11 protein-coding genes are annotated in these 17665 nt (G+C 55.6%); 1 reads left to right on the forward strand and 10 read right to left on the reverse strand.

Annotated elements, in window-relative coordinates:
• The 8 genes from VF639_RS17215 to VF639_RS17250 all read right to left on the reverse strand — a co-directional run.
• The coding region (locus tag VF639_RS17215; protein ID WP_331147170.1) for a sugar transferase at positions 1 to 1035 on the reverse strand (1035 nt) is incomplete at its 3' end.
• 291 nt (positions 1036 to 1326) lie between these two features.
• A complete protein-coding gene (locus VF639_RS17220) occupies positions 1327 to 2733 on the reverse strand; it encodes an OmpA family protein (protein WP_331147171.1) in 1407 nt (468 codons plus the stop codon).
• 491 nt (positions 2734 to 3224) lie between these two features.
• Entirely contained in the window at positions 3225 to 5930 is a 2706-nt protein-coding gene (locus VF639_RS17225) for an Ig-like domain-containing protein (RefSeq protein ID WP_331147172.1), read from the reverse strand.
• 1080 nt (positions 5931 to 7010) lie between these two features.
• A complete protein-coding gene (locus tag VF639_RS17230) occupies positions 7011 to 8234 on the reverse strand; it encodes a BaiN/RdsA family NAD(P)/FAD-dependent oxidoreductase (protein WP_331147173.1) in 1224 nt (407 codons plus the stop codon).
• Positions 8235 to 8569: 335 nt separating this feature from the next.
• Complete coding sequence (locus VF639_RS17235; protein WP_331147174.1) at positions 8570 to 10348, reverse strand: chloride channel protein; 1779 nt, start codon at positions 10346 to 10348, stop codon at positions 8570 to 8572.
• 120 nt (positions 10349 to 10468) lie between these two features.
• Complete coding sequence (locus VF639_RS17240; protein ID WP_331147175.1) at positions 10469 to 11296, reverse strand: mechanosensitive ion channel family protein; 828 nt, start codon at positions 11294 to 11296, stop codon at positions 10469 to 10471.
• Between the two features lie 170 nt (positions 11297 to 11466).
• Complete coding sequence (locus VF639_RS17245; protein WP_331147176.1) at positions 11467 to 11808, reverse strand: hypothetical protein; 342 nt, start codon at positions 11806 to 11808, stop codon at positions 11467 to 11469.
• Between the two features lie 38 nt (positions 11809 to 11846).
• Positions 11847 to 12152 carry a hypothetical protein gene (locus VF639_RS17250; protein ID WP_331147177.1) on the reverse strand — a complete coding sequence of 102 codons (306 nt, stop codon included), beginning with the start codon at positions 12150 to 12152 and terminating at the stop codon, positions 11847 to 11849.
• Between the two features lie 212 nt (positions 12153 to 12364).
• Here VF639_RS17250 and VF639_RS17255 point away from each other — a divergent pair, with 212 nt between their 5' ends.
• Positions 12365 to 13399, forward strand: a complete 1035-nt coding sequence (locus VF639_RS17255) for a LacI family DNA-binding transcriptional regulator (protein WP_331147178.1) — start codon at positions 12365 to 12367, stop codon at positions 13397 to 13399.
• 86 nt (positions 13400 to 13485) lie between these two features.
• On the opposite strand, the gene VF639_RS17260 is transcribed toward VF639_RS17255, so the two are convergent.
• Positions 13486 to 13920 carry a nucleoside deaminase gene (locus VF639_RS17260; RefSeq protein WP_331147179.1) on the reverse strand — a complete coding sequence of 145 codons (435 nt, stop codon included), beginning with the start codon at positions 13918 to 13920 and terminating at the stop codon, positions 13486 to 13488.
• A 110-nt stretch (positions 13921 to 14030) separates the two neighbouring features.
• The gene (locus VF639_RS17265) at positions 14031 to 17609 is read right to left on the reverse strand and encodes a DUF559 domain-containing protein (RefSeq protein WP_331147180.1); all 3579 of its coding nucleotides are present in this window, start codon (positions 17607 to 17609) and stop codon (positions 14031 to 14033) included.
• Between the last annotated feature and the right edge of the window lie 56 nt (positions 17610 to 17665).

The following is a 17665-nucleotide window of genomic DNA, read 5'->3' on the forward strand; positions in this document are numbered from 1 at the left end:
GGCGGCGGTGGCCTGCAGCTCGGCGCGGCCGTGGTCGGCGCGCATGGTGCGCAGCTTGTAGCAGGGGAAGAGTTGGTGGCGCTTGCCCGGGCGCAGCTGCTGGAAGAACACCGGCCCCGGCGAGTCGAGCTTGATCAACAAAGCCAGAATCGGCAGGATGAGCGGGAACACCATAAGAATAACCGCTCCGGAAAAGCAGATGTCGAATAAGCGTTTTACCACCTGGTTGGTTGGAAAACCAAGCGGGTTTTGCCGGATGGTCAGCACGGGTAGGTGGTCGTAGAAATACACGTTCACATCCTTGCGGACCGTACCCTGAAAGTCGGGGATGATGCGAAAGGAAATAAAGTGTTGGTCAGCAAAGCGGGAAAGGTCTTCAATCAACTCGTGTTGGTCGAGAGGCAGGGCAAAGTAAATGTCGTTGATTTGCTCTTTCAGGCAATACTCCTTGAGTGCCGACACCTGACCTTGCACCAGGGGCTGAAGGTTGGTGGGCACAGCATCATTAGTAAAGAAGCCCCGAAACTGATCATCGGCAGCGTTGTTCGATGTTAGAAACGAATGAAACTCTTGCGCACTCGGACTGACCCCCACAATAACGAAGCTATTGTGGGACTGGCCTATCACTTGGTAGAATGTGCGGCGCAGGAAAGTAAGTAGAAATCGCCCCGCTACCACGCCTGCCAGTATAAGACCGTAAACGGTTAATAAGTAACTGGAAGAGAGCCAGCTGGTGGCTAGCAGCATGGCTGCGCTCAGCACAATGCCGGCATGAAGCAAGCACGTACCAAACAGCCGCATAAACCGCTCTCCATACGAGAGCAGCGGATTGGTGCGGTAAATGTTGGCGTAGCGGTCGGAAAGAATCCACCACAAAAGCGCAAAGACAGCAAACAGCAACGGATAATTGCCTTTGAATACCCAATTCCCTGCCTGCTGATAGCTGGCTAAGCGGAAAGCGCCGAAGATGATAACTACATCTAGTCCTGGTAAAAGGATGCGCGTGGAGTTAGTATAATAGGAATAGGAGCCCATATACCCAGTGAAATTTAAAGGAGAACATTACAAAAGGCACGGTGGGAATAGTAGGAGCGGCTAACGATGCAATATAACATGCGATATTCATTATTAAATATTTATTGTGAATAAATTGATTTTGACCTATAGGCATTTATAAAATTTAATTAAATGTTTATATTTATTTGTGTGCGCTCTAATTTGGACTTCAGCGCTAAATGATTAATAATCAAATGTATATAGTGGTTTTCAGCTATAGTGCTGCTGCAGCGGCGGCAGTAGCAGTACTATGTTATTTAATTGATGAGGTTACTTGTTAAGTACCCGAACACTGATGCGTCGGTTCAGAGCACGGCCTTCAAGCGTTGTATTGTCAGCAACAAAGTACTTGGCGCCGTAGCCCTTGAACTGTAGCCGACTGAAAGGGATACCCTGCTTTACCAAGGCAAGAGCGGCGGTTTTGGCGCGCTGCTCACTGATTTGCAGGTTCCTGGTGCCCTCACCCGTGTTGTCGGTGTAGCCACCCAGTTTCACCTTCGCATTCGGAAACGACTTAAGCACCTCTGCTATGTTGTGTAGCTGCTGTTCCGATTCGGATGTAAGTGTGGCTTTGCCTGCTTGAAAGTACACCCGGTCGAAATTGATCCAGCCCTTTGTCCGGTTCACTGAATCAACCTGAAAGGCGGGGTTTGAGAGGAATGAGTACAGCCGGTTCTCGGTGGAGTTGGCGCCTACTTTTTGGGTGGTGCCGTTGGCCAAGGTCAGAATGATGGGCTGGCCCGTATCATAGATATAGGCATCCCGGCCTTTGTCATAAACTCCTTCCGTGGTAGTTGAAGCAACAGAGTTTACAGCTGGTGCCGCCGAAGCTGCCACTGAACTGGCTACCAAGCCAGAAGGCGCCGGAGTAGTGCCACGTGGGTCGGCATAAGCTGTTGCAGTGCCCGGAATCGTAGTCAACTGGTCGTGGCCGAAGTAGTAACCTAAACATACGGCCAGCAATAACACCAACGACCATTGCCAGCGGAAACTATTAACTGGACTCGGTGCCGGGGCATGGGCTTCGGGTTGCGGAGTGAAGGTTGCTCCCCCACCAATCGACGTCCAGACGCCTTGCTCGGTCGGACCAGGCCGCTGTGCCATGGTAGTTGGCCGGGAAGTCAAAGAGGCATTGAATGGAGCGTCAAGAGGAGCGTTGAACTCGGCTTGCCGACGGTTCATGTCCGGGAACAAGGCCATAGCAATTTCCGCCTTCTGCGTTCTAAGCCAATTTACGAGTTCGGCTTGCGACAACTCGTTTTCGGCGGCATACTTTCCAAGCACGCTTAGTACCGCTGCCGCCGCTATAAGCAGCAACGACTGGCCCGCCAGTTGCCGGATGTTGGATACAATAGCAATACGGTTGATTAAGCCTTCGTAGCCGTCCCCGGCCAAACCTTGCATCAGGCTGGCGCCCTTGGTGTACCAGGCTGTGGTTTCTAGGTGCGGCAAGTGTGGAAACAAATTAGCGCTATATGCCTCCCGAGCCAGGTTGAGTAAGGTTTCCGCACCTCCTGCTCTTTCCGCGCGCAGCAGCAAGCTCTCAAGCACGAGAGGAATTGCTTTTTCCAAAGCCTTTTCCACTCCTTTTTCGCTCTCGTCAACTGCTAAGCTTATATGATTGATGACTTTACCGGTAAAACAAAACTTTACTGCTTCTACGACATTGGTTTTCATTACTCTAAAGTTTAAACTTTATTAAAGGAGGTGTGGGCTCTTAACAGAAGGATAGTGTTATCGAACACGAGCGATTGTAGAAGCAATGGGAGAGCCGGCAGCAAGTAGCCAGCAAAATTCAGTGCTCTTAGTAGTGTATGAGCATGAAAAGCAGGCATTCTTATGTAGGAAAGGAGAAGTATAAAGGAGCATAAGCAGGCTTAAAAAAGGGCAACAACTAATTTTTTAGAAATATAATAACAAATAATTGCATTATAAATGATAGCAATATCTTTTTTGCTTAAGCAGGCGACGGCGCTTTCCTGTAACAGTTGAGTGATGATGAAATAGTTACATACTAGGAACTCGGTTGCCTGAATACTCAATTAAAACTGAAAAATAATCCACTACATCGACAGTCGGGCTACTACGTGGTGAGTTGACTAAAGATGCCTTAAACGCAAAAACCCCTCTTACCGCCAGTAAGAGGGGTTTTTGCGTTTAAGGCATCTTTAGTCGGCTAGCAGCTGTACGCGCGCTGTGCGCACATCCTTTCCGTTCTGAATTTGTAGTAGATAAGTACCTGCTGGTAGGCTGTTGGCCGGTACTGTAATCTTGTTGGCGCCAGCCTGTGCCTGCTGCTGGTAATGCGCTACGCGTAATCCCTGCAGGGTAACGAGCCAAATATCGAGGGGGCCAGCCTGCTCATAGGTTGTGGTGATGGCAAACTGCTCGTGCGCCGGATTAGGATAGATGCTTACAGTTGCAGTAGTGGCAGGTTCAGCAGCAGGGCGTTGCGCAGCAGAAACAACTTCTCGCCCGGCCGTGTTAGCTTGATTGAAGAATTCAACATCCTCGAAATACAGCCATTGGTCGGGGGCATTGGTGCGGGAGTAGAAGCCGATTTCGCACCGTCCGTTTCTTACGTTGATATCGCGCAGCGTTACCTGCACCCATGCCCCACTGGCCCCGCCCGCAGTAGTTGGAATGGCCGTTTCCACTTGTGCGTCTCCAAAGTTTTTGGCTAGCATAACCACCACGCTCTGGCCACCGCTGCGCTTCACCCATGCCTGCAGGGTGTACAGGCCGTCTGCCAGGTTGCTTGCTGTTTGGTAGGTATACACCTCGTAGGGCTGCGGGTGGTAGTGCGTGCCGTGGTAGGGGCCAGTGCGCGAGTTGCCGTAGCTTTCGGAATAGTCGGCGTAATTCTGGTTGCGGGCGCCGCCCCAGGTGTTCCAGCCCTGCGGCGACTGTACACCCTGGCCATCGTTGTCGAAGCTAGGATTCGCTAGTAGGTTAACTTGGGAAACCGGAGCCGGAAGCGTGATCGTAACGGCCTGCGCAGTTGACGTAGTAGCGGTGTTGCTGTTGTCGGTGGCCCGGGCGGTCAGGTTGAATGTGCCGGCGGCGGCAGGCGTCCAGCTCAGCTCGTAAGGCGCCGAGGTGTCTTCGCCTAGTTTGGTGCCTCCCTCAAAGAACTCCACTTTCGCAATGGTACCGTCGGCATCGGTGGCCGTAGCAGCTACGGTCAGGGTTGTGCCAAGAACAGCCGCGCTATTGTTAGCAGGAGACGTTAAACTGACAGTTGGCGCCACGCCGGTGGTCGACGATTGGGGTACCAGCTCCACATCATCGAAATACAGCCACTGATAAGCAGCGGCCTGCGAGTAAAAACCAATCTCGCACCGCCCGTTGCTAACTTGAATGTTGGAAACTTCCACCTGCTGCCAAGGACCCGCTGCGCCTCCTGAAGTAGCGGGGATACTGGTCGTTATCGTATTGCCACCGAAATCCTTGGCTACCATATATACGCTGTTCGACTGGCTGCTGCCTTTCGTCCAAGCACGGAGCTTGTATTGACCATTCGGTAGGTTCGAGACCACTTGATACGTGTATACCTCATAGTTCGAATCAGAGTAATGCGTTCCGTGGTAGGTCCCCGAATGCGCGTTCGGATAGCTTTCAGAATAGTCGGCGTAGTCTTGGCCACGGGCGCCGCCCCAGGTGTTCCAGCCCTGCGGCGACTGTACGCCCTGGCCATCGTTGTCGAAGCTGGCGTTTGCTACCCGCCCAGGAGTTAGGGTTGGATTGATTGGCGTAGAACTGCCCGTTACGCCTACTATAACGTTGTTTGCTTGCAGTTTCTGCTGCCACAGCGTCCACTCGTTCTGCTCTGATTGCAGCGTGATGGGGTTAGGTAAGTGCGTGTTACCAGTGCAGGTGCTACACGCCCCCGGACTTAAGTCTTGACGGTCGGTAAAGGGATTGTTCGCTCCCCAACGCACATAGCCAATAGTATTTTGCTCGATCCGGTTGTTGAAGAAAATCGAGCTTGGAGCTTGGTAATAATTGAAAACGGCGGTAGCGGCGTAGGTGGCATTGAGGCGGGAACCATCGGGCAGCAGGCCACTGGTCACCATGCGGTTGTCGTGGAAGTAGATGTCGTGGCCGGCGGCAATGTTCATGGCCGCGTTGCAGGTGCTCACAAACTGGTTGTGGTGCGCCTCGATGAAGCTCGCCGCCGTGGCCAGCACCAGCCCGTCGCCGTCGGTGGTTAGGCCGGTGCCAGTGAAGCTTGCTCCCGTAGCCGGAAAAGGGTAAGCGCCCTGCACGTAGTTGTCGTGGACCTGCAGGGGGCTTTGCGGAGTGCCCGAGGTGTTATAGAAGTTGATATTGTCTTCAACCAGGCTTTGATTGGCTTCGTTTATTACCTGGTTGTAGCTGATGTCGACATTGGCGAGCTGCTGCACCGTATTGAGCAACAGAAAGCTGCTGCGGGTGCTGCCCTGGTTGTTGCGCCAGCGCCCATCGATGTTGCTGGCTTGGTTGTAGCGAACCGTCAGCGTTTGGTTGGGCGCGCCATTGCCACGCCAGCGGTACACCACAATGCCGCTCGTGTGCTCGAAGTAATTGTGCTCGATGGTGAGGCGGCGGGCAAACGGAATATCCAGAAAGCGCCCCCGCGCCTGACCATTCACGGAGGGCTGCAGTCCATAGCCGCGGCACTGCCGCACCGTTACGTCGGCCCCCTCAGTGGCAACCCGTACTAAATCACCCGCTCCGCTCAACACGCATCCCTCCAGTATTACTGGGTCCGTCGTCTCGATGCGTATGCAAGGCACATTCGAGTCTAGGCTTTGGTAATTGCCCGTGTACACTCCGCCCTGTGTGATGGTAATAGGGCCCGTATACGAAACGTTAGGAGCCTGGGCACGCACCAGAACGGGCAAGAAGAACAAGACACTCGCAACCCAAACTGAGCGGTTCAGTAAGTTTCTGAGCGCAGAACTTAAACAAGAAAAAGTAGTAGTTTTTTGCACTTTAGCTTTGTTGAAAGTTAGGTGTAATGGTGGGTTGTGATGACTCCCAACAACAGGGAGTTAGAGCGCGTCAAATTAATGGCGATAAAGTTATATTCAGTGCCAAGGGAATTGCTCTTGGTCTGAAGTACAGCCGGTTCAGTGCATAGCTTGGCACGGGAACAATTATCAAGCAATAGCCTTGGGTGAAAGCAAGCCTTCCTGCGCTTTAAACGGTTTGCCTTGACGCAAAAAATTGGTAATCTGTGGTTTGGCGGGTAGGAAGGCGCCCCATAGAATCACTCAGGAAAAGCCCGATAAACTTCCTATGTACAGTTTCAAAGAGCTGAAAGCAGTAATAGAATTCCGCTCCCGGAGAGGCAGATTTTTGCAATAGCTTCAAAAAATTCAAATCGTGTGTTGGCGCTTATTGCAAATATAGATACGAGATGCGTTTCGCAAAATCCGTCTGAATATTATTAAATTATATTTTTACGATAATAAATTATTATGAATATAATGAGTTGCTCGAATTTTTATAAGACGTTGTTCAAGAATTTCATTTCAAGAAATTCATATTGATTGCATATAAACTGAGCACAAATCCGCAAAATCGATAAACGGGGGCAGGTTCTGGTAGCCTTTACAGTATTATGTACTTTACTTGTTTATTTAGACTATATAAGGTTATGCATCAGCAAGTTGAGGGTAAGTACAACGGGCCTGTCAGAATATTTGCCCTGGAAATGACAAAATTTTATTCAAATAACTGGTATAAACTTAAAGCCTAAACTCCGCGGTGGGCGGCCGTGGCAGGTATTTAAAACGAAAACAAATCTAATTACAGCTTATATAGTGCAAGACAAATCCATTGGTATTGATGCTAGTGTGAGACGAGAAGATCAAGGTTGGTTTGAAGTATGTTCCGTAGCTACAACTGCCTAGCTGAATACCAAGTCAGCCGTGTCGTAGGGCCTGGGGTCCTTGAGAAGGGGAATATTACCGTTTCAGCCATTGCACAACACCGTGGGCGGCCCAGGCCCCGGTGCTGAAGCAGCCTTGCAATAAATAGCCGCCGGTGGGAGCTTCCCAGTCCAGCATTTCGCCTGCCAGAAAAGTGCCGGGGCGGCGGTGCAGCATCAGGTGCTCAGTCAGCTCAGACCAGGCGACGCCACCGGCGCTGCTAATAGCTTCGTCGAGGGGGCGCAACGCCTGTACGGGCAGCGGTACGTGGCGGAGCAAGTGGGCCAAGGCCTGGGGGGAGGCATGGAGGTCGGTGGGGGCCACTTCGCGCAGCAAGGTGAAAACTGGCGGCCCAAGGCGTAACGTCTGCCGCAAAAAGTCAGGGAGGGAGCGGCTAATTTCAAGCTTTTGCAACTTGGCAAGCAACTGCTCGTCGCTAAGGTCGGGCTTTAGGTCGAGGTGCAGCAGCGCTGGGGTATGGGTGGCAAGGGCCGCCCGCAAGTAAGGGGCAAGCGCGTAGACCGGCGTGCCTTCCAGGCCATATTCAGTAAGTAGCAACTCGCCTCGAACTCGTTGGGAACCGCAGCGCAAGGCAATGTTTTTGAGCGGCGCCCGGCCTACCTTGGTTTGGAAATAAGGCGACCAGGCCACTTCTACGCCGCAGTTGCTAGCGGCAAACGGCACGCATTGCACCCCAATCTGCTCGAAAGCCGATACCCAGCGGCCATCCGAGCCGGTTTTGCTCCAGCTAGCCCCGCCTAAAGCCAGCACAGTGGCATCGGGGTGCAGGTCGAATTCGTGGCCGGTGGTTTCGTCGCGCAGACGTAGGCCGCTGGCTCCGGCAAAGCCCAGCCACCGGTGGCGGGTATGCAGGGCCACCCCGAGGTTTTGCAGGTGGCGTACCCAGGCGCGGAGTACGTCGGCGGGTTTGTGAACTTTCAGCGGGAATATCCGGCCACTAGTACCAACAAAGGTGTCGATGCCCAGGCTGGTGGCCCACTGGCGCAAATCGGTGGGAGAGAAGTAGCGGAGGAAACGGCTGAATGCCGGCTGCTGCTGACCGTAGCGGGTTTCAAAGCTGGCGGTGCCTTCGGCGTTGGTGAGGTTGAAGCCGCCGTGGCCAGCCACCAGAAACTTGCGCCCTACGGTGGCCTGAGCTTCGTACACGGCCACCCGGTAGCCGGCTTCGGCCAGGCGCTGAGCGGCCAGCAGCCCGGCCGGCCCACCCCCAATAACTGCAACAAGGGAAGACAACGACATCAATTCAACCAATCAGCCCTTACTAGGAAAGGGTGCAAAGTACGGTAAAGCCTCATTTGCTACGAGTATAAAAAGGCCGTGTTTTTATTAACAAGAGAGCTGCTTGAAATATCCTCTCTTCGTCATTCTACCGGTCTTTGGTGAGTCAGTGATTGAGTGAGTTGGATGCTCTGCTGGCGCGGAAGTGGGGTGGTATCACTATCGTTGGAGGGTCTCACTTAGAACAATGTCAAGCAGGTAGCAGCAATGAGAGTTGCACCAACTCCAAAAAAGTCGCGGCCCCGCCTTATTCCGGTTGAACCGCAAACTCATTGAATCACTCCTTCACTATTTCACTACTCTGTTTCCTTAAGAAGCTGCTTACGGTAGCCGGCCAAGATGGTGGATTTCAGCAAGAAACCCACGTAGTGGCCGTGGTCGACGACGGGGAGGGCGGGGACGCCGAGCTGCTCCATGCAGCGCAGCGTATCGAGCAGGGAATCGTCGGGGTTGACAGTGGCGGGTGGCTCAGTCATCAGGTCACGCACGCGGGTGGTACTGTAGTGGGCGTCGTCGAAGAGGGCGTCGCGCACGGTGTCGAGAGTGACAACGCCTACTAGCTGCCCATCCTGGTCGACTACGGGGAAGATGTTGCGGCTGGCGTGGCGGAAGGTTTTGACCAAGTCGCCGAGCGTATCGTTGGGGCGCACAGCCACAAAATCGGTTTGAACCAGGTGCGGAACATCCATCTGCGCCAGCAGGCCCCGGTCACGGTCGCGGTGGACATATACGCCATGCTGCACCAGCTTGCGTGTGTACACGGAGTAGGGCTCGAAGTAGCGGGTAATAACGTAGGAACTGCTCGTAACTACCATCAGGGGCACAAACAGCGCGTAACCTCCCGTTATTTCAGCAATAAGGAAGATAGCCGTAAGCGGAGCGTGCACGACGCCGGCCAATACGCCGGCCATGCCGAGTACAATAAAATGCACTTCCGGCACGGTGGTGAGGCCGCTCAGATTGATAAGGCGCGCAAACACAAACCCCAGCAAAGCGCCCGCAAACAGCGACGAGCCGAACATGCCCCCGTTGCCGCCGGCTCCCACCGTAATGGTGGTGGCAAACACCTTGAGCAGCATACTGCCCGTTGCTACAGCCAACAGAATCCACACGTTTTCATCCCGGTACACCGCGAAAATAGAGCCGCTAACTAGTTCTTGCCCGTGCCCGGCCAGCAATTGCTGCACAATATTGTAGCCCTCGCCATAAAGCGGGGGAAATAAAAACACCAGTACGCCTAGCGCCAGGCCACCAAACAGCACCTTGCGGAAAGCCCCCGGATAACGCTCGAAAAACTTTTCGGAGGCAAAGTAGACCCGGATCATATACACGGAAAGCATGGCCGTGCACAGCCCCAGCATCAGGTAGAACGGAATGGCATCGACGGGCCAGCTGGTGGTGATAAGCACGAACGGCTGACCCGCAAATAGCGCCTTGGACACCACCGTGGCCGTTGCCGCCGAAATCAGCAAGGGAATAAAGAACGGCGCCGACAACTCACCCAGCACCACTTCCACGGCAAACAGCACGCCCGCAATAGGCGAGTTGAAGATGGCCGCCACGCCGGCCGCCGCGCCGCAACCCACCAACAGGCGCCGCTCGCGCGGACCCACCCGCAGCAGCCGCGCTAAGTTGGAGCCCTGTGCCGCGCCCGTCACGGAAATAGGAGCCTCCAAACCCGCCGAACCACCAAACGAGACGGTGATAAACGAAGTAACAAACTGTGAATACAGCTTGCTGCGCGGCACGATGCTGCCTTGCCGGGCAATGTTGTAGATGATAGGCCCCAGCCCCCGGCTCAGGTTGCCGTTCAGGAAATATCGCGTGAACAGCACCGACAGCGCAATACCGATAATAGGGTAAAGAAAAAAAGCGAAGACTCGCTTTTCTTCGGGTACCCAAGAGTAAAGAAATTCTTGGGAGCGGCGGACCGAGTTCTTCAGTAGCACTGCCGTGAGCCCGGCCATTAACCCTACCAGCACACTCACCAGGATTAGGTAAACCCGGTTGTTGACGTGGCGTAAGCGCCAGAGCAGCAACGGACTGAGTAGCCGGTGGACGAATTTTTTGCGCATAGCCGCGGGGCAATAAGGAAAACGGCCGGGCAAAGCCGTGGGCAATTCTGTTCTGTCTTAACGCATGTTACAAAAAAAGCGCCTTGAACTGTGGTGCTAGGGCGCAAAAATCTTGCCTGCTTACTGTGCCAGGGTAGGTGGGGCGTAGCCTTTCTCAAGCAGCAGGTTCTTCACTCTTTGCATCACCTCGCTCTTGGTCTCGAGGGCTCCCCGACGGTATTCTTCCGACGACGACCAGAAATACAGCCGCACATCGGCGGTGGTCTCGGTCGATTTTTCCAGCACCAGGTAGGGCGCCCGGGGGCTGTCGTGGTGCAGGTCGGGTTGGGTGCTCAGGAAGTTTAGCACCAGATCGCGCACCTGCTCGTAGGTGCCCTCGGGGCCGTAGTTAACGGTTATGAGGAAGTCTTGCCGCAGGTCGCCGTTGCGGGTGAAGTTGATGAGCGGCTCCTTGAGCACGATGGAGTTGGGCAGAAACACGTGCTTGCCGTCGAAGGTGCGGATAACGGTGGTCCGCAGGTTCAGGGCCTCCACGTGGCCGGTTTGGTCCCGGATCTGCACGGTATCGTTGAGGTGGAAGGGACGGTTGAAAGCCAGGATTACGCCGGCCAGGAAGTTTTCCGCAATGTCCTTGAAAGCAAACCCTACCACGAAAGCTGACAGCCCGGCTGCGCTGAGCATGCCCGTTACCACGCCCGAAAGACCTATCACCTGCATAGCCAGCAGCAGCCCAAGCAGCCAGAGCACCCAACGGCTGATGCCGGTCAGAAAATCGGCCAGCAGCGGGTCGTGGGCGCGGCTGCGCAGGCGGGTGCCGAGTACGCGGCTGAAACGGTTGGCGATAATGATGGCAATAACCAGCAGAACCAGGGCCAGCAACAGCTTGGGTAAAACAAATAAAAACTGCTGCCAGTACGTGGACAGTACGCGGTGCAAATCGTGAAGCATGAATTTCGGTTTTCGTTTCTGGTTTTTCGTTTGTTGGCATCGAAGATATTCAGCCAGCAGAGCGGCCGGAGCCAGCTTTCTAAGCTAAACGGCTGCGTTCAATACGTATTTAGCAAGCCCATGTGTTAAACACAAGCAGCCAAAAACCAAAAACAAACAACCAAAAACGCTTACGCCGGCCGGTTCAACCAGCGCCAGAAGATAAAGCCGCCTACGGCGTAAGCTACCACATCGAGCGGATCGGCGGTGGCGCGGTGGTCGATGCGAGGAAGTATGCCCTCAAACCAAACCCCAAACACCAGCCAGGTACCAACTATCCAGGTAGTGGGAAGAACGAAGCTCGGGCGCCGAAAGTACCAATGGCGCATCATGTAGAGCAGCAGCGTGAGTTCCAGCGGCAAAGCCACCACATCGGCCAAATAAAACCGCACTACGTTGGGTAGCCGCCAGCCCCAAAGAAGCGGCCCGCTGTATTTGTGCAGCGCAATGGGGATGTAGAGCGCGGTGCACACCAAAAATAGGGGGTGACGCAATTCACGGGGCCACCACCTCATCCGGCCAGCAGCGCAATCAGCCACAGCAGAAACGAAACCATTGCCCCGAATGCCAACTGCCCACCGCGAATAATATGCTTGAAAAAGCGGAGCGTCGGGCCGTCGTCGGGTTTAATTTCGATGCGCATAAACGACGGCAACGGCTCATTGGCCAGGGCCTCGCGCGCCTGTTCGCTCCGCATACGCGGGGCGTCGAGGTAGAGGCCGCACCGTTCGCACCGGTCATCGACCCGCTGCTGCCAACGGCTCCAGAACCCACAGTGCGGGCATTTTTTGGAGGCGGTGAGCGGCTGTTGTTCCATGACGCAAAATTAGGGTGTAGAGGCGTTTGGTAGACGGAAAAGTTGTTGTTGAGTGGTAATAGAAAAGTTCAGTGTGCAACTTCAAACAGATGGTGCTACTTTGCTTACCGCTTGAAATCCGGTAAGTAGCCGGACGTCGAAAAGTTTTGTCGCGCAACCACCTTTTATTAGCTGCGTTCCGCCGCAACGGCCGCTATAGCAACAAACAAACCATGGCAAATCGTCGGGCCTCTATTACAGATTTAGCCAAACAGCTAAACTTATCGCCCTCCACTATCTCCCGCGCCCTCTCCGATCATGAAGATGTCAGCCAGGCCACCAAGCTCCGGGTGCGGCAGCTGGCGACGGCCCTCAACTACCAGCCCAACCAGCTGGCAGCGGGCTTACGCCGGGGCCGCAGCAAGATGCTCGGCGTGCTGGTGCCGCACATCATCGGTAACTTTTTTCCGCAGGTGGTACACGGCATTGCTACCGAGGCCAGCCTGTCGGGCTTCAACGTGATGATCTTCCAGTCAAACGAAGACGAGCAGCAGGAAAGAAAGAACATCGAGTTGCTGATGAATGCGCAGGTGGAGGGAATTCTGGTATCGTTGGCCAACACGACGCATAACTTCGAGCACTTCGAAATGGTGCAAAACAATACCATCCCGCTGGTTTTCTTTGACCGCATTGTGGAAGGCATTGCCGGCACGAGCGTGGGCGCGGTGGTAATCGACGACTACCAGGGCGCCTACGAGGTGGTGACGCATCTGGTGGCGCAGGGCTGCACCCGCATTGCGCACTTCACGGGCCCGCTGCACCTCAACATCCATCGCAACCGCCACCAAGGCTATCTCGACGCCTTGCAGGCGCACGACTTGCCCGCCGAAGAGGAGCTAACCATTTTCTGCGAAATGACCCTGGACGGTGGCACCCAGGGCATGCAGCAGCTACTAGCCTTGCCGCAGCGGCCCGATGCCGTGTTTTCCTCTATCGATGTGGCCGCGGTAGGCGCCATGCAGGTACTGAAAAAAGCGGGCATCCGGGTACCGCAGGACATCGCGCTGGCCGGGTTCAGCAACGAGCAGTTCACTTCCTTCACCGACCCCGCCATTACTAGCGTCGACCAGCACTGCGAGCTGATGGGCCGCACCGCCGTGCAGCTGCTGCTCGATATGATAACCGACGACCCCGAACGGCCGGCCTCCCCGCACAACATCGTGCTCAAGCCCAAGCTGCTGATTCGCGAATCGTCGTTGCGCAAGTAAGAGCTACAAGCAGTAAGCTTCTCGTTGAACATCAGCCAATAGTTTGTAGCTGTTATGCTCAACGAGAAGCTTACTGCTTGTAGCTCCTACAACTCCATAATATCCTCGTTCCAGAGGGTTGGTTCGGCTTCAATGAACTCGCGCATCATTTCCACGCACTCTTCGGAGTCCAGAATCACAACTTCCACGCCGTGGCTTTCGAGGAATTCCCGGGACTCGCCGAAGGTGCGCGCCTCGCCCACTATCACTTTCGGAATCTTGAACTGCACGATGGTACCCGCGCACATAAAGCAGGGCATGAGGGTGGTATAGAGCACCGTATCCCGGTAGGTGCGCTGGCGGCCGGCGTTGCGCAGGGCGTCCATTTCGCCGTGGGCAATGGGGTCGAGCTCCTGCACCCGCTTGTTGTGCCCCCGGCTCACAATTTCGTTATTGCGCATCAGCACCGAGCCAATCGGAATACCGCCTTCTTTACGTCCTTGCCGCGCCTCATCGATGGCGGCCTGCATGAATTCGTCCATGAATTGATTGTTGATTGTTAGGTGTTGATTGATGATTGCTAATTGTTAGTGGTTGACTTGTTAGAATGGTAAGGCTCAGCAATCAATAACTAACAATCAGCAATCAACAATCATCTGGCGCAAATGCCCCGATATGGGCAATACTGGCATTTTTCCAGGTCATCGGTTTTGCGGATGGCTTCGGTTGGGTCGAGGATGCGGTTAACCAGCAGGCTTAGCAGTTCCTCACTGCGGGCCATAAACGACTGGCCATCAGTGGTCAGAAACGACATATCGGCCGACATGGGGCCGGCCGGAATATTGCGCAGCGAAATAATAGCCGCGTCGGCGGCCGGCCGGCCGCCTTGCTCCAGCATAAACCGATAGAGCCAGAGCTGCCGCACCTTGTCGGCCGCCGGCGTATCCTCCCGAATCAGGCGCTCGGCCGCCTCGGCGGGCGTTTCGTTGCGCTTTTGCAGTTTCAGCTCGTGGGCGTGCACCAAGCCGGTTTTGTAGTCGACCACCCGTAGGCGGCCATCAGGCAGCTGGTCGACCCGGTCGGCGAAGCCGATGAGGCTGACCGGTAGCTTCTCGCCGCTGGGCAGCGCCACGTAGATGGTGGCTTGCAAGGCTTCTTCGATGCTTTGAATCTGGAGGGGCAGCGCATTGGGTTGGGTTAGCAGACTCTCGAAGTAGCGCCGCACGAGTTGGCTGGCCACTTGGCCAAGTACGTGGTTGAGCCCTTCGTCGGCGCGGGCGTGGCGGTCGTCTTCCTCTTTGCGCAAGGCCTTGGCTACCAGAGCCGGTGCCGCCTTAATGATGCCCGGAATAGCTGCTTCGGTGAGGGGCTGCCTGTTGCGCTGGAACGGGGCCAGCAGCTCCTCCAGTACCTCGTGCACCACCGTCCCGAACCCATCGGCGCCCAAAGCTTCCTCCACCTCGTCGGCCTCCCGAAAACGTGCAATGCGGTTGAAGTAGAATTTCAGGGAGCAGTTCAGGTATTCGTTGAGGCCAGTCGGGGAGAGGCCTTTCACCAGCACCTCACGCAGGGCGTCCAGCATGCCAAGGTCTTTTTCCAGGACCAAGTCGTTGAGGAGGGGGCGTTCTGGTGGGGCCTCCCCCCCCCGGCCCCCCTCTCCCGTGGAGAGGGGGGAGCCTGACGACGCGCTTACACTATGTGTGGAGTGTTCTGTCGTGTGATTAGATGGAGTGTTTGGTGTTGGTGTCAGCGCAGTTATTGCAACAATTGGGATAGGGTCTTTTAGGCTTTGCTGAATTAGTTCTACGACATGAGGCAGGTTGTTTAGCACTTCGGCGTTGGAGAAGCGCAGGATCCGGTAGCCAAGCTGATTTAATTCGTGCGTTCGGCCTTGGTCGTATTCAGTCTGACTGGTTTCCGTATGAACATCGCCATCTACTTCAACCACCAGCATTTTTGCAATACAGATAAAATCAACAATAAAGGATTTGATGATGTGCTGCCGCCGAAATTTCTCTCCTAACTTTTGATTGCGTACTGCCTGCCACAAGGCGTCTTCAGCAGGCGTGGGCTTGGCCCGCATTTCTTTGGAATAAGCCGCAGTTTTTTCCCACGTAGCCGCATCAGCAGTAAATACGTGTTCTGTCACTGCACCTTCCTGTGCAGTAATAGCAAGTACATGGTAGGCATTATCTGGTACCGAAGTCGTCAGGCTCCCCCTCTCCGCGGGAGAGGGGGCCGGGGGGTGAGGCCCCGTCAGAACCGCCACCTGCGCCGTCAGATCTTCCAGCACCAGCCCCGGATTCTGCGGTACCAAATCGTTTTGCAACTGGAGTAGAAACCGGCTCCGTTCGCCGGTGCGGGTACCTTCGGCGCCGGGCAGCACGTGCACCAGGTCTACGCGGCGGGCGCGCTGAAGCAGGCGCCAGAACTGGTAGGACGTGGCGGCTTCGTGGTCGGCGTAGGTGGGCATGCGGAACTCGGTCAGCACGTCGTAGGGGAAGAGCGAGGTGTGACGTTTGGGGGCCGGCAGCACGTTTTCGTTGCAGCTGAGCAGGATGATGTGGTCGAAGTCGAGGGCGCGGGTTTCGAGCAGGCCCATCACTTGCACATCGGCAATGGGCTCGCCGGAGAAGGGCAGGCGGGTACGCGCCATCTGCTCGTAGAGAAACCGCCGAAACGAGCGCACCGATAGCCGCTGCTCCCGGCAGTCGAACACCGAATCCAGCCGCTTCACTAGGGTGAAAAACAGGTACAGGTATTCTGCTTCGATGGCCGAATGCTGTTCAGTGTACACCTGCCGCAGCAAGTCAATCAGCGTGTAGCACGCCGCAATGATGTCGTCGCAGGTGTCCCAGGTCCGGAACAGCGCCTCAATGATAGGATGGTGCTTGCCCATTTCCAGCAGCTCGGTGGCGGGCAGCAGCACGGCGTTGCGCTTCACAATCTCGCGGCATACGCCGTCGAGCAGGCCGTGGTATTTCTTGGCAGACTGCTTATCAAGCCACTGCTGATAGCGCCGTAGAAACGGGTGGCTCAGCAGCTTGGTCACGGCCAGGTGGTGGTAGCGGGGCACCCCGTAGCCGGTTTCGGCGGTGCCTTCCCGGATGCCAGTCAGGTGCACCTCAAACAGCAAATCCACGAGGTTGAACAGGGGCGTGCTTTGGAAGCTAAGACCCATGGTCACGTTGTAGTCGGGCACGGCGTCGGGGGGGAGGCCGTGCAGCACGGGCAGCAGCAGGGTTTCGTCGGGCAACACCACGGCTACGGTGCGGTTGGGGAACTCAGTGCGAGCCTCAGCTAACAGCTGACCAGCCACTTTACCTTGCATACTGGCATTGGCCACGCCCACGAAGCGCACGTGCCGCGGTAGGGTGCGCAGCAAGTCGGTGGGGGCGCCAAAGTCGCCGAACTCGGGTGGGGCCCACCGCTTCAGGTAGTTTTTCAGATGCTGGCCGGCGCGGTTGGGGGAGTCGAAATCGAGATAAAACAAGTCAGCATCAAAGCGTATCTCGGCGCGGCCGGCGCGGTGCAGCACGTCAATCAGCGCAAACTCGGCTTTCGAGAGGTAGCCCAAACCTAGGAATACGTGCTTGGCGGGCATGGCCCCGTTCTTTACCTGCTCGGTCACGCGCTCCGAGGCTAGGCGGTACGCCAGGCCCGGATATGCCACGCGCTGCTCCAGCATCCGGCGGCGCAGACGGTGGTACACCTTCGTAAGGTCATCCCAAAACTTGAAGTAGGCGCCCGTTATCGACTGCGGCGAGGGTGCCTCGCTTAGTTCCCACCGCTCCAGGGCCTTGGCCTGCGAGAGGTACTCGAACACCTTGTTGGCGGGCGCCAGGTTCTGGTCGAGGTTCGAGAAGTCTTGCAGCAGCAGCCCCGACCAGCTCACGAACCGGTCGAAATCCAGGTCTTTGTCGATGCCCTTCAGGATGTCGAAGAGCAGCAGCTGTAGCGCAATGGGTTCTTCTACCTGCACCCCAGCCAGCTCCACCATATAATCTTCCATGGCCGCCACGCGGGGGCTCCACAGGGCCTCGCCCGCGCTGGTGGCCATGGCCAGCTCGTTCTTCAGATACACCACGGCCCGCCGCGTAGGCACCACCACCACCAAATCCGACAGCTCCTCGGGCGAGTAGCGGCCGACCAAATCGTGTGCGGCCTGCGAGAGAAAAGAGTCGGTGGCGACGGTAGGAGGGGGAGCGGCGGAAGAAATTTGCGGATTCATTGAAAGTAAAGATACCTTGTGGCAAGCCAGAAAAGGCGCGCCAGCGTCGGAAATCG

It is taken from the genome of Hymenobacter sp., assembly GCF_036387835.1.
Classification (GTDB): Bacteria; Bacteroidota; Bacteroidia; order Cytophagales; family Hymenobacteraceae; genus Hymenobacter.

Bases quoted from the DNA above. Each gene is read 5' to 3' on its own strand.
- VF639_RS17260 (WP_331147179.1), bottom strand. From the start codon at position 13,920: ATGGACGAATTCATGCAGGCCGCCATCGATGAGGCGCGGCAAGGACGT.
- VF639_RS17255 (WP_331147178.1), top strand. From the start codon at position 12,365: ATGGCAAATCGTCGGGCCTCTATTACAGATTTAGCCAAACAGCTAAAC.
- VF639_RS17240 (WP_331147175.1), bottom strand. From the start codon at position 11,296: ATGCTTCACGATTTGCACCGCGTACTGTCCACGTACTGGCAGCAGTTT.
- VF639_RS17230 (WP_331147173.1), bottom strand. From the start codon at position 8,234: ATGTCGTTGTCTTCCCTTGTTGCAGTTATTGGGGGTGGGCCGGCCGGG.
- VF639_RS17220 (WP_331147171.1), bottom strand. From the start codon at position 2,733: ATGAAAACCAATGTCGTAGAAGCAGTAAAGTTTTGTTTTACCGGTAAA.
- VF639_RS17250 (WP_331147177.1), bottom strand. From the start codon at position 12,152: ATGGAACAACAGCCGCTCACCGCCTCCAAAAAATGCCCGCACTGTGGG.
- VF639_RS17235 (WP_331147174.1), bottom strand. From the start codon at position 10,348: ATGCGCAAAAAATTCGTCCACCGGCTACTCAGTCCGTTGCTGCTCTGG.
- VF639_RS17265 (WP_331147180.1), bottom strand. From the start codon at position 17,609: ATGAATCCGCAAATTTCTTCCGCCGCTCCCCCTCCTACCGTCGCCACC.